Source organism: Clavibacter nebraskensis NCPPB 2581, from assembly GCF_000355695.1.
Lineage (GTDB): Bacteria > Actinomycetota > Actinomycetes > Actinomycetales > Microbacteriaceae > Clavibacter > Clavibacter nebraskensis.
Window position 1 is genome coordinate 2,180,204 of record NC_020891.1, and the last position, 12,931, is coordinate 2,193,134.

General features: G+C 71.0%; 9 protein-coding genes. All 9 read left to right on the forward strand.

Annotated features, from left to right (window positions below; translation table 11 throughout):
- The first annotated feature begins 120 nt into the window (after positions 1-120).
- The 9 genes from CMN_RS10255 to CMN_RS10300 all read left to right on the forward strand — a co-directional run bounded on the left by CMN_RS10255 (position 121) and on the right by CMN_RS10300 (position 12,918).
- A complete protein-coding gene (locus CMN_RS10255; RefSeq protein ID WP_015490740.1) occupies positions 121-1,473 on the forward strand; it encodes an ABC transporter substrate-binding protein in 1,353 nt (450 codons plus the stop codon).
- Positions 1,470-2,456 (forward strand): carbohydrate ABC transporter permease, encoded by a 987-nt coding sequence (locus CMN_RS10260; protein ID WP_015490741.1) that lies wholly within the window; start codon positions 1,470-1,472, stop codon positions 2,454-2,456. The genes CMN_RS10255 and CMN_RS10260 overlap by 4 nt, the downstream gene beginning before the upstream one ends.
- Positions 2,453-3,421: a carbohydrate ABC transporter permease gene (locus CMN_RS10265; RefSeq protein WP_015490742.1), complete on the forward strand. Its 969-nt coding sequence runs from the start codon at positions 2,453-2,455 to the stop codon at positions 3,419-3,421. Before CMN_RS10260 ends, CMN_RS10265 begins: the two co-directional genes overlap by 4 nt.
- Before the next feature lie 182 nt (positions 3,422-3,603).
- On the forward strand, positions 3,604-6,672 hold the full coding sequence (locus CMN_RS10270) for a glycoside hydrolase family 2 TIM barrel-domain containing protein (RefSeq protein WP_015490743.1): 3,069 nt from the start codon (positions 3,604-3,606) through the stop codon (positions 6,670-6,672).
- A 134-nt stretch (positions 6,673-6,806) separates the two neighbouring features.
- Positions 6,807-8,093, forward strand: coding sequence for a D-arabinono-1,4-lactone oxidase (locus CMN_RS10275; protein WP_015490744.1), 1,287 nt, complete (start codon positions 6,807-6,809; stop codon positions 8,091-8,093).
- A gap of 113 nt (positions 8,094-8,206) precedes the next feature.
- Positions 8,207-8,476, forward strand: a complete 270-nt coding sequence (locus CMN_RS10280; RefSeq protein WP_015490745.1) for a mycoredoxin — start codon at positions 8,207-8,209, stop codon at positions 8,474-8,476.
- A gap of 3 nt (positions 8,477-8,479) precedes the next feature.
- Positions 8,480-9,949, forward strand: a complete 1,470-nt coding sequence (locus CMN_RS10285) for a maltokinase N-terminal cap-like domain-containing protein (RefSeq protein ID WP_015490746.1) — start codon at positions 8,480-8,482, stop codon at positions 9,947-9,949.
- 148 nt (positions 9,950-10,097) lie between these two features.
- Positions 10,098-10,463: a hypothetical protein gene (locus tag CMN_RS10290; RefSeq protein WP_155119031.1), complete on the forward strand. Its 366-nt coding sequence runs from the start codon at positions 10,098-10,100 to the stop codon at positions 10,461-10,463.
- Between the two features lie 289 nt (positions 10,464-10,752).
- Positions 10,753-12,918, forward strand: coding sequence for a S9 family peptidase (locus CMN_RS10300; protein ID WP_015490749.1), 2,166 nt, complete (start codon positions 10,753-10,755; stop codon positions 12,916-12,918).
- Positions 12,919-12,931: the final 13 nt, after the last annotated feature.

Here is a 12,931-nt window from a genome sequence, read left to right on the forward strand (position 1 = left end):
GCGCCTCCGCCGGCCTCCCAGGAATCCCGACCACAGTTTAGGAATAAGTTTCGTCGCGCGCCTAGAGTGATCGTGGGCTCCGGCCCATCTGCCATCGACGACGACGGGAGGGATGCGACGATGCATTCGATCAGCAGGAGACAGGCACTGGGGGTGGGGGCCGCCGCCGCGAGCACGCTGGCCCTCGCGTCGTGCTCGGCACCGGGCGGGAGGCTGGTCAACTCGGATCCGGTCATCCCCGCGGCGAAGGCCGGTGAGAAGGTCACGCTCACGTACTGGGCCTGGCTGAAGGACCTGCAGAAGGTCGCGGACGTGTGGAACGCGCAGAACCCGGACATCCAGGTCGAGGCGGTCTGGATCCCCGGCGGCAACCAGGGCGGCTACAACAAGATGTACTCGGCCATCACGGCGGGCGGCGGGCCCGACATCGGGCAGGTCGAGCTCCGGCAGCTCCCCGAGTTCCTCCTCGCCAACGCCCTCGTCGACCTCACCCGCTACGGCGTCGAGGAGTATCGCGACCGGTACGACGAGGCGCTGTGGAAGCAGGTCAGCTTCCAGGACGGCGTCTTCGGGATCCCGCAGGACTCCGGTCCCCTCGCCTTCTACTACCAGCCCGAGCTCCTCGACCAGGTGGGCGGCCAGCCGCCCGCCACCTGGGACGACTGGGCCGCGCTCAGCGCCGAGGTCCGCAAGACCGGCGCCGGCAACTACCTCGACTGCTTCCCCGTCTCCGATGCCAGCGTCTTCACCTCCTACGCGACACAGGCCGGCGCGAACTGGTTCCGGATCGACGGCGACCGCTGGGTCGTCGACATGCTCGACGACCGCACGAAGGAGGTCGCGGCCTTCTTCGACAAGGCGATCGACGACGACGTCGTCAACACGTCCTTCACCGCGTTCTCGCCGCCCTGGTACGCGGCCGCGGCCGACGCGAAGATCTTCGGCGTCACGAGCGCGAGCTGGGGCGACGCCCTCATCCAGTCGGTCTCCGGCGGCGAGGGCAAGTGGCGCGTGGCGCCCATGCAGACGTGGTCGTTCGACGGGGCGTACGGATCCAGCTACCTCGGCGGATCCACCGCGGCGGTGCTCGCGAACAGCAAGCACCCGGTGGAGGCGCTCAAGTTCATGACCTGGATGACGACGTCGCCGGAGGGCATCGACGCGATGATCGAGAACTCCGGCATCGGCTGGTCGCCCGCCACCGATTACATCGGCGTCGAGCGCGAGAAGCCGAGCGAGTGGTTCGGCGGGCAGAGCTACAACGAGGAGGTCTTCGTCCCCGCGGCGAAGGAGCAGAACCTCGACTGGACCTGGTGCCCGCTCACGCAGTTCACGCTCAACACGCTGCAGGACGAGTTCCGCCGCAAGCTCACGAGCGGCCAGACGCTCGTCGAGTCGCTGCCGCTCGCGCAGGAGGCCGTGATCGAGGCCTTCCGCAACAAGGGGCTCACGGTCGAGGCGGCGTCCGCATGAGCGCCGTGACGAAGGCGCCCCGGGCGACGCGGACGGGCGTCACGAAGGGCCAGCTGAAGAGGTCGCAGACGATCGCCCCGTGGGTGATGCTCGCGCCGTTCCTCGCGGTCTTCCTGCTCACCTTCCTGCTCCCGATCGTCTACGCGGTGTTCCAGTCGTTCACGACCGTCCGGCGCGAGGGGCTCTTCGGCGAGCAGGGCGTGACCACCGCGTTCGCCGGCTTCGAGAACTACGCGCTCGCGCTCCAGAACGACGCCTTCACGGCCTCCATCGGCCGGGTGCTGCTGTTCGGCGTCGTGCAGGTGCCCGTGATGATCATCCTCTGCACGATCCTCGCGCTCCTGCTCGAGTCGGCGTCGGCGAAGTGGCCCCAGTTCTTCCGGGCGGCGTACTTCATGCCGTACGGCGTGCCGGGCGTCATCGCGACGATCCTCTGGGGCTTCCTCTACATCCCGGGGCTGTCGCCCCTCATCGACATCGGCGAGATGTTCGGGGTGCAGCTCGACTTCCTCGGCGCGGGCACCGTGCTCTGGTCCATCGCGAACATCGTGACCTGGACATACACGGGCTACAACATGCTCATCATCATCGCCCAGCTGAAGTCGATCCCCGGGGACGTCTACGAGGCCGCGCGCATCGACGGCGCGGGCGCGTGGCGCACGGCGCTCTCGATCCAGCTGCCGCTGATCCGGCCGGCGCTCGTGCTCGCGACCGTGTTCTCGATCATCGGGACGCTGCAGCTGTTCGCGGAGCCGCAGGTGCTCGCCGTCTCGGCGCCCGCGATCGACTCGCAGTACACGCCGAACCTGTCGGCGTACACGACGGCCTTCGCGTACAACGACTACGGCGTCGCCGCGGCCCAGGCGGTCATCATCGCCCTCGCCGCCTTCGTCCTGTCGTTCGTGTTCCTGGCCTTCACCAACAGGAAGCCCAAGGAGGAGCGGGAAGCCGCCGCCCGGAATAAGAAGGAGGCGCGCGCATGACCGCCACGGAGGCACCGCCGACCACCAGCGACAGCGCTGCCGAGAAGGCGGAGCAGAAGCGCCTCGCGCGGGCCGCCGAGCAGAAGGTGAGCCGGCCCTCCCAGGCTGGGAGCACCCCCGGGGCGGGCGCGAAGCCGGCGACCCGGATCATCGTCACGGCGATCCTCACGCTCGTCGCGCTGTACTTCCTCGTCCCCGTCTACTACATCGTGGTCGCCGCCACGAAGACGACGGCCGACCTGTTCAGCACCAACGGGTTCCTGTTCGCGAACATGAACCTGTGGCAGAACCTCACGATGGTGTTCACGTACGACGACGGCATCTTCGTGCGCTGGTTCCTCAACTCGGTGCTCTACGCCGGGGTGGGCGCGCTCATCGCGACGTACTTCGCCGCCGCCGGCGGGTACGCGCTCGCGAAGTACCGGTTCCGGGGATCGAACATCGTGTTCGGCACGATCCTCGGCGGGGTGCTCGTGCCCGGCACGGCCACCGCGCTACCGCTGTTCCTGCTCTTCAGCACCATGGGGATCGCGAACACGTACTGGTCGGTGCTCATCCCGTCGCTCGTCTCGCCGTTCGGCCTGTTCCTCTGCCGGATCTACGCGCAGGCGTCGGTGGAGGACGCGGTGATCGAGTCGGGCCGGATCGACGGGGCGAGCGAGCTGCGGATCTTCCACACGCTCGCCCTCCGCTCCATGACGCCCGCGCTCGTGACGGTGTTCCTCTTCCAGCTCGTCGGCATCTGGAACAACTACTTCCTGCCGCTGATCATGCTGGCCGACACGAAGCTGTACCCGATCACGCTCGGCCTCAACAACTGGCGGAGCCAGGTCGACCGGCTGCCGGAGTTCTACCAGCTGACCACCGGCGGCGTGCTCGTCTCGATCATCCCGCTCATCGCCGCGATGATCGTGCTGCAGAAGTACTGGCGGGGCGGCCTGACGGACGGAGCCGTGAAGGGCTGACCCGGGACGGACAGCACCCGACACGGCCGACGGCCGTCAAGGGCTGACCCGTCCGCGCACGGATCCCCGACGGCCGGGCAGGGCGACCTGCCCGGCTGTCGGCGCATTCGGCGCGTCCCCTCCCGACCCACGATGATGGGATCGCGGCACGTCGCCGCACCCGCCCACGCGCAAGGAAGCCCATGACGCACGCCCTCCCCTACTTCGAGGACTTCGCCCCCACGACGGGCCCGGCCCGCCGTCCCCGTTCCTGCCTGCACTCGGATGCCCCGCGCATCGTGCTGAACGGCGACTGGCGGTTCCGCCTCTCCCCCACCCCCCGCGGCCTCTCCGACGAGATGGCCGACCCGGCGTTCGACGACTCCGGCTGGGACGAGATCCCGGTGCCGAGCCACTGGGTGCTCGGCCAGGACGGCCGCTTCGGCCTCCCCGCCTACACGAACGTGCAGTACCCGTTCCCCGTCGAGCCGCCGTACGTGCCCGACGAGAACCCCACGGGCGACTACCGCGTCGAGATCGACGTGCCGACGGACTGGCAGTCGCTCGAGCGCGTCGTGCTCCGCTTCGAGGGCGTCGAGTCGGCGTTCAAGGTGTGGCTGAACGGCGACGAGGTCGGCACCGCGATGGGCTCGCGCCTCTCGCACGAGTTCGACGTCACGGCGTCGCTGAGGCCCGGATCCAACGTGCTCGCCGTGCGCGTGCACCAGTGGTCGATCGCCAGCTACCTCGAGGACCAGGACCAGTGGTGGATGCCCGGCATCTTCCGCGACGTCACCCTCCTCGGCCGTCCCCAGGGCGGCATCGACGACGCGTGGACCCGCGCCGAGTACGACCACGAGACGGGCGCGGGCACCGTGCACGTCGAGGTCGACGCCGAGCCCGCCGCGTTCCCCGTGACCCTCGAGGTCGAGGACCTCGGGATCCACGTCACCTGGGCCACGCCCGAGGACGTCGCGCCCGTGCACGTCGACCGCGTCGAGCCGTGGAGCGCCGAGAGCCCCACGCAGTACCAGGGCTTCCTCCGCACGAACGTCGAGGCGCTGTCGATCCGCCTCGGCTTCCGCACCGTGCGCATCGAGGGCGACCGCTTCCTCGTCAACGGCCGCCGCGTGGTCTTCCACGGCGTCAACCGGCACGAGGCCCACCCCGAGCGCGGCCGCGTCTTCGACGAGGAGCACGCGCGCGCCGACATGATGCTGATGAAGCAGCACAACGTCAACGCGATCCGCACCAGCCACTACCCGCCGCACCCCCGCGTGCTCGACCTCGCCGACGAGCTCGGCTTCTGGGTCATCGACGAGTGCGACCTCGAGACGCACGGCTTCGAGTTCGGCGGCTGGGTCGGCAACCCGAGCGACGACCCGCGGTTCGCGGACCACTACCTCGACCGCATCGAGCGCACCGTCGAGCGCGACAAGAACCACCCCTCCATCGTCATGTGGTCGCTCGGCAACGAGTCGGGCACCGGGCGCAACCTCGCCGCCATGTCGGCGTGGGTACACCGCCGCGACCCGGGCCGGCCCGTGCACTACGAGGGCGACTACACGGGCGAGTACACCGACGTCTACTCGCGCATGTACTCGAACCTGCAGGAGACCGAGTCCATCGGCAGCGACGTGATCCCGGGCGACCTGCTCGGCTGCACGCCCGGCGAGGGCATGCGCCAGCGCACCAAGCCCTTCATCCTGTGCGAGTACGTGCACGCGATGGGCAACGGCCCCGGCCAGATCGGCGAGTACGAGGACCTCGTGCTCCGCTACCCGCGCCTCCACGGCGGGTTCGTCTGGGAGTGGCGCGACCACGGCATCCTCACCGAGACCGCGGACGGCGAGGCGTCCTACGCCTACGGCGGCGACTTCGGCGAGGTCCTCCACGACGGCAACTTCGTGATGGACGGCATGGTCCTCCCCGACGACACCCCCACGCCCGGCCTCGCCGAGTACAAGGCCGTCGTGCAGCCGATCGCGTTCGGGCTCGAGCGCGACGGCGGATCCGCGTCCCTCGTCGTCGAGAACCGGTACCACTCCGTCTCCACCGCGCTCACGAGCCTCGTCTGGGTGCTCGCGGTCGACGGCGACGACATCGCGACCGGCGTCCTCGACGCCGAGCCCGTCGTGGCCGGCGCGACCGCGCGGATCCCGATGCCCGCCGACGCGCTCGACGCCGGCGAGCTCGCCGCCGCCCGCGAGCGCGGCCCCGCCCCCGAGGTGTGGCTCACGGTGCAGGCGATCCTCCGCGACGACGAGCCGTGGGCCGAGGCCGGCCACGTGGTCGCCGTGCAGCAGTTCGACCTCACGCCCGCGCCGCGGCCCGCCGTGCCCGCGCGCTGGCTCGACGCCGACGAGGAGACGTACCCGGACGCCGGCGCCACGCGCCTCGCCCTCGGCGACGGCGAGTTCGACCTGGCCACCGGCCGCCTCGTACGCCTCGGCGGCCTCGAGGTCGACGGCCCGCGCCTCGAGCTCTGGCGCGCGCCCACCGACAACGACCGCAGCGACAGCAGCGGCTCCTACGAGCTGGCGGATCCGCGCCTCACCTTCGGGAAGGGCGTACCCGGGCCGTCGAGCGAGGCGCGCTGGCGCGACGCGGGCCTCGACCGGCTGACCCACCGGGTCCGCTCGGTGAAGGTCGGCTCCGGCTCGCTCACGGTCGTCGTGCGCACGAGCGCCGCGCAGTCCTTCGACTCGGTCGACACGACGTACTGCTGGACCGAGGGCGTCGACGGCGACCTCGACCTGCGCGTCGACATCGTGCCGAGCGCCGGCTGGGCCATCACGTGGCCGCGCGTGGGGATCCGCATCGACCTCCCCGCGAGCGTCACCAACGCGGAGTGGTTCGGCACGGGCCCGTTCGAGTCGTACCCCGACTCGCGCCGCGCGGCCCTCGTCGGCCGGTTCTCGTCGCTCGTCGACGACCTCGGCGCCGTGTACTCGACGCCGCAGGAGACCGGCCACCGCAGCGACCTGCGCGAGCTCGAGCTCGGCACGTTCGACGGCGAGCACGGCATCGTGATCGCGGCCCGGCCCGACACCGCGGGCCGCCGCCCCGGCTTCACGGCCTCGCGCCACACGCCGCAGGAGCTCGACCGCGCGGCGCACCCGCACGAGCTGCCCGCGAGCGAGGCGGTGCACCTGTACATCGACGCCGCGCAGCACGGGCTCGGATCCCGCGCGTGCGGCCTCGACGTGCTGCCCGAGCACCAGCTCTGGCCGTCGGCCCGCACGCTGGAGCTGACGATCCGCAGCCGCTGACGACCGCGGCGGCGGGCCCTCCGGGGTCCGCCGCCGCATCCGACGCGGCCCGACCGCACGACACGCTCGCTCTCCGGCCGGAGGGCGGGCAAGCTGGAGACGACGGCGTCCGATGGCGGGCGCGAGGAGGACGCATGACCGACACCATCGAGCAGGGCACCGCGGGCACCAACTGGGCCGGCAACTACGCGTACAGGGCCCGCGAGGTCCACGCGCCGACGAGCGTCGAGGAGCTGCGCGCGATCGTGCGCGACGCTCCCCGCATCCGCGTCCTCGGATCCCGCCACTCGTTCAACGACATCGCCGACTCGGACGTGCTGGTCTCGCTCGCCGAGCTGCCGGCCGACCTCGTAATCGACCGCGACGCCAGCACCGTCACCTTCTCCGCGGGCCTCGCCTACGGGAAGCTCGCCGAGCTCCTCGGCGAGGAGGGCCTCGCGATCCACAACCTCGCGTCGCTGCCGCACATCTCGGTCGGCGGCGCGATCGCGACGGCGACGCACGGATCCGGCATCGGCAACGGCAACCTCGGCACGGCCGTCGCGGCCCTCGAGCTGATCACGGCCGACGGTGAGACCGTCACGTACCGCCGCGGGGACGACGACTTCGACGGCGTGGTCGTGGGCCTCGGCGCGCTCGGCGTCGTCACGCGCGTCACCCTCGATGTCGAGCCCGCCTACCTCGTGCGCCAGCGCGTGTTCGAGGGCCTGTCGTGGGACGCGTTCGACGAGAACCTCGAGGACGTCTTCGGCGGCGCGTACAGCGTCAGCGTCTTCACGCGCTTCGGCGAGGCCACCGACCAGGTGTGGCTGAAGAGCCGCGTGCAGCTCGACGTCGACGGCCAGCCCGAGGACGAGGTCGTCGTGGCCGACTACTTCGGAGCGCCCGCCGCCACCGAGGAGCGCCACCCCATCCTCGGCATCGACCCCGTCAACAGCACGTCGCAGCTCGGCGTCGTGGGCCTCTGGTCCGACCGCCTCTCGCACTTCAAGATGGGCTTCACGCCGAGCGACGGCGAGGAGATCCAGTCGGAGTTCCACGTGCCGCTCGACCGGGCCGTCGAGGCAGTGCGGGCGCTGCGCGCCATGGGCGACCGGATCCGCCCGATCCTCCTCGTGTGCGAGCTGCGCGCGGTCGCCGAGGACCGGCTGTGGCTGAGCCCCCAGTACGGGCAGACCACCATCGGCCTGCACTTCACGTGGAAGCGCGACCAGGAGGCCGTCGAGGCGGTGCTCGTCGAGCTCGAGGCGGCCATCCGGCCGTTCGGCGCGCGCCCGCACTGGGGCAAGGTCTTCACCGCCGAGGCCGCCGACATCGCCCCGCTGTACCCCCGATTGGGCGACTTCCTCGCCCTCGCCGAGCGCCTCGACCCGGAGGCGAAGTTCCGCAACGCGTGGTTCGAGCGCTCGCTCCGCGGCTGATCCGCATCCGCCCCTGACCGGGACCGCACCCGGGGATCCGCAACGCGCCGAGCACGCGCTGGCGCGTCGCGGATCCCGAGTCGGCGTGGAGAACGGCGCGTAGGGTGAGGAGCATGGCGCCCGAGACCTCCTCCTACGTACCTGCCCCCGGGCGGATCACGATGTTCTCCACCACCTGGTGCGGCTACTGCCGCCGGCTGAAGTCCCAGCTCGACAAGGCCGGCATCGGCTACGACGAGGTCGACATCGAGCAGGTGCCCGGCACCGCGGAGCTCGTGGAGGCCATCAACGGCGGCAACCAGACCGTCCCGACCGTGCTGTTCCCCGACGGCTCGTCCGCCACCAACCCGTCGCTCGCCGACGTGACCGCGAAGGTGGCCTGACCCATGCAGCACCACGACCTCAGCGTCATCCCCGACTTCCTCGCCGCGTGGATGCGCGAGCAGCGCTGGTTCGCCTCCAAGGGCACCGAGCCGCGCCTCGAGCGCATCGGCGGCTGGAGCTTCAGCGACGAGGGCTGGTTCGCCCGCATCGAGACGCACCTGATCATCGACCACGGCAGCGCCAAGCCCGTCCTGTATCAGGTGCCGCTCACCTACCGGGAGGCGCCCCTGGAGGAGCTGAAGCCCTTCCACATCGGCACCACCGTCGAGGACGACGGCGTCGAGCTGCACGTCTACGACGGCCCCCACGACCCCGCGTACGCGTGGGCGCTCATCCGCACGATCCTCGACGACCGCGACGCCGACGTCGACGAGACGTCGCTCGGGGCGAGCGCGCGCGGGCAGCGCCAGCCGGGCGTGGAGATCGCGACCGTCGTCGGATCCCACGTGCTCTCGGGCGAGCAGTCGAACACGTCGATCATCTACGACATGGTCTCGGCCGACGGCCAGGCCGTGAACCCGATGATCGTCAAGGTCTTCCGCGCGCTCCACCACGGCGAGAACCCGGACGTCGTGCTCCAGTCGGCCATCGCGGGCGCCGGATCCCGGCTCGTGCCGCAGACCATGGGCAGCGTGCTCGCCGAGTGGAGCGACTCCGGCCGCGAGGAGGGTCGAGCCATAGGGCACGTCGCCTTCGCGCAGGAGTTCCTGCCCGGCGTGACCGACGCCTGGCGCGTCGCGCTCCGCGCCGCCGAGGCCGACGCCGACTTCCAGGCCGAGGCCCGGGCGCTCGGCGAGGCGACCGCCGACGTCCACGCGACGCTCGCCGCCGCGCTCCCCACCGTCGAGGCCACTCCCGACGTCATCGAGGGGATCATGGTCAGCTTCCGCCGCCGCCACGCGACGGCCGAGCGCGAGGTCCCCGAGATCGCCGCCTTCCACGACGCCATCGCAAGCGTGTACGACGCCGCCGAGAAGGGCGAGTGGCCGAAGCTGCAGCGCATCCACGGCGACTACCACCTCGGCCAGGTGCTCTCGGTGCCGAACCGCGGCTGGGTGCTCCTCGACTTCGAGGGCGAGCCGCTGCGGCCGATGCACGAGCGCTCGCTGCCCGACGTCACGCTCCGCGACGTCGCCGGCATGCTCCGCTCGTTCGACTACGTGGCCGGCTCCTACGCGCTCGCGCACCCCGGCAAGACGGCCGCCACGTGGGCGTCCGCCGCCCGCCGCGCGTTCGTCGACGGCTACATCGCCCGCTCGGGCACCGACCTCCGCGCGAACCGCGCGCTGCTCGACGCGTTCGAGATCGACAAGGCGGTGTACGAGGCGATCTACGAGGTGCGCAACCGGCCCGGCTGGCTGTCGATCCCGCTGCAGGCGGTCGCGCGCCTCGCCACCCGCTCGAGCACGCTCGGCGCGGCGACCACGCCGGGCGCGACCGGGCCGCGCGAGGCCGGGCCGATCACCTCCTGATCGCGCGCTCGCACCCGCTGCCGGGAACAGCTCGACCGACCTGTGCTCTTCTGGCGCGCGAACACTGAATCGCCTCTATCTTCCCCGAGTGGCGACCACGCCGCAGGGAGCGGCATCCCGTGGTCGCCGAGAAGAGGCAGTCATGAGGATGAAGAGCACCATCTTGAGCATCAGTGCCGTCGGTCTGTTGACCCTGGGCTTGTCGACCCCCGCACGAGCTGAGGTCCTCGACCAATGGGGAGAGCAGCCGACCACCTATTGCTCGTCCTCGGTGGGGTGCTATATGGATCACGGGCGCGCCGTGCACACCACCTACGGCCCCCGACTGACGTTGCACGAGCAAGCCCTCCAGCGTCGCTGCTACCTGCGGCTCGCGGGAACCGGATTCGCCGGTGCAGGCGGCGTGATGACGGGGAACTGGCTCGCTGTCCTCGGGGCGGCGTTCAACGGAGGAGAAGCACTCGAGGGGGTGTGCAGTGATTTCTGGAATGCGACGTCGAGATTCAGGCACTGAGGGGAAGGGGCAGATGTTCGGACAGATCCTCCTCGCCCTCGTGGGCATCGGATTGATATTCTTGTCGATCCCGTACGGGGCGACTGACGCGGCGGGCAGCTGGTGGGGTGTCCTCGGTGGCGCGCTCATCGTCGTGGGTGCCGTGGTCGCCGCAGTCCGACGGCGACGCCCACGACCGGAGGACTGACACGCGGAGGAGCCTCGGACGGCAGCAGGGCACCGGACAGGGGCCATGCGCACCTTCGGACCGGATCGAAGGTGCGCATGCCCCCGTCGGTAGGCTGGCGGGATGACCGACCCCGCCGTCCCGGCCGTCTCCTCCCCCGCATCCGACTCCGCTTCCACCCCTCCCGTCGCGGAGCAGCGCCCGATCGAGCGCACGTTCCACGGCGACACGTTCGTGGACCGCTACGAGTGGCTGCGCGACAAGGACGACGCCCGTGTCATCGCGCACCTCGAGGCCGAGAACGCGTACACGGAAGGCGCGACCGCGCATCTGGAGCCGCTGCGCGAGCGGATCTTCACGGAGATCAAGGACCGCACGCAGGAGACCGACCTCTCCGTCCCCGTCCGCGAGGGCGACTGGTGGTACTACGCCCGCACGGTCGAGGGGTCGCAGTACGCGATCCGCTGCCGCCGTCCCGTCGCCGGCCCCGACGACTGGACCCCGCCCGCCATCGAGCCCGCGGCCGACGGCACCGCGATCCCCGGCGAGCAGGTGCTCCTCGACTCCAACGCCGAGGCGGAGGGCCACGAGTTCTTCTCGCTCGGCGCGTTCGAGGTCAGCCCCGACGGATCGCTCCTCGCCTACTCCACCGACACCGAGGGCGACGAGCGCTTCACGCTCAAGATCCGCGACCTCGCCACGGGCGAGGACCTCGCCGACGAGATCCCCGGCACGAGCCACGGCGCCACCTTCTCGGCGCACGGCGACCACCTCTTCTACGTCACGGTCGACGACGCCTGGCGCCCCGACACCGTGTGGCGCCACCGCGTCGGCACTCCCGCGTCGCAGGACGTGAAAGTCTTCACCGAGCCCGACGAGAGCTACTTCGTCGGCTTCGGCATGACCCGCAGCCGCCAGTACCTCGTCATCGAGGTGGGCTCGAAGATCACGACCGAGGTGCTGCTGCTCGACGCCGGCGACCCCACGGGTTCGTTCCGCTCGGTGTGGCCGCGCCGCCACGGCGTCGAGTACGACGTCGACCACGCGGTCATCGACGGGAGCGACCGGCTCCTCATCCTGCACAACGACGGCGCCACGAACTTCGAGCTCATCGACGTGCCGGCCGACGACCCGACCTCCACCACCGACCGCCAGGTCGTCATCCCCCACGACGACGAGGTGCGCCTCGAGGACGCCAGCGCGTTCGCCGACCACCTCGTGATCTCCTACCGCCGCGAGGGCCTCACCCGCGTCGGCGTGATCCCCTTCGACAGGATCCTCGACGGCGAGCAGCTGCACGAGATCGCGTTCGACGAGCCGATCTACACGGTCGGCACCGCGGGCAACCCCGAGTTCGCGCAGCCCACCGTGCGCCTCGGCTACACGAGCCTCGCGACCCCGGCCACCACCTTCGACTACGTGCTCGCGACCCGCGAGCTCCGCCTCCTCAAGCAGCAGCCCGTGCGCGGCGGCTACGACCCGGACGACTACGTGCAGACCCGCGAGTGGGCGACCGCGGAGGACGGCACGGAGATCCCCCTGTCGGTGGTCTACAAGCGCGGCCTCGTGCACCCGGGCACCCCTGCGCCGCTCCTGCTCTACGGCTACGGCTCGTACGAGGCGAGCATCGACCCGTCGTTCTCCATCGCGCGGCTGTCGCTGCTCGACCGGGGCATGGCGTTCGTCATCGCGCACGTGCGCGGCGGCGGCGAGATGGGCCGGCGCTGGTACGACGAGGGCAAGACGCTCACCAAGAAGAACACGTTCACCGACTTCGTCGCGGCCGCCGACCACCTCATCGCGCGCGGGTGGACGAGCCCGGACAAGCTCGTGGCCGAGGGCCGCAGCGCGGGCGGGCTCCTGATGGGCGCGGTCGCGAACATCGCGCCCGACCGGTTCGCCGGGATCCTCGCGGGCGTGCCGTTCGTGGACGCGCTCACGAGCATCCTCGACCCGTCGCTGCCGCTCACCGTGATCGAGTGGGACGAGTGGGGTGACCCGCTGCACGACCCCGAGGTCTACGCGTACATGAAGTCGTACACGCCGTACGAGAACGTGCGCGAGGGCGTGGAGTACCCGCGGATCCTCGCGGTCACGAGCCTCAACGACACGCGGGTGCTCTACGTCGAGCCCGCCAAGTGGACGGCCCGCCTCCGCGAGGTCGGCGCGCCCGTGCTGCTGCGCACCGAGATGCAGGCCGGCCACGGCGGCAAGTCGGGCCGCTACGACGCGTGGCGCGAGCGCGCGTCGGACTACGCGTGGGTGCTCGACGTGGCGGGGCTCGCCTAGCGCGCCGCCGCCC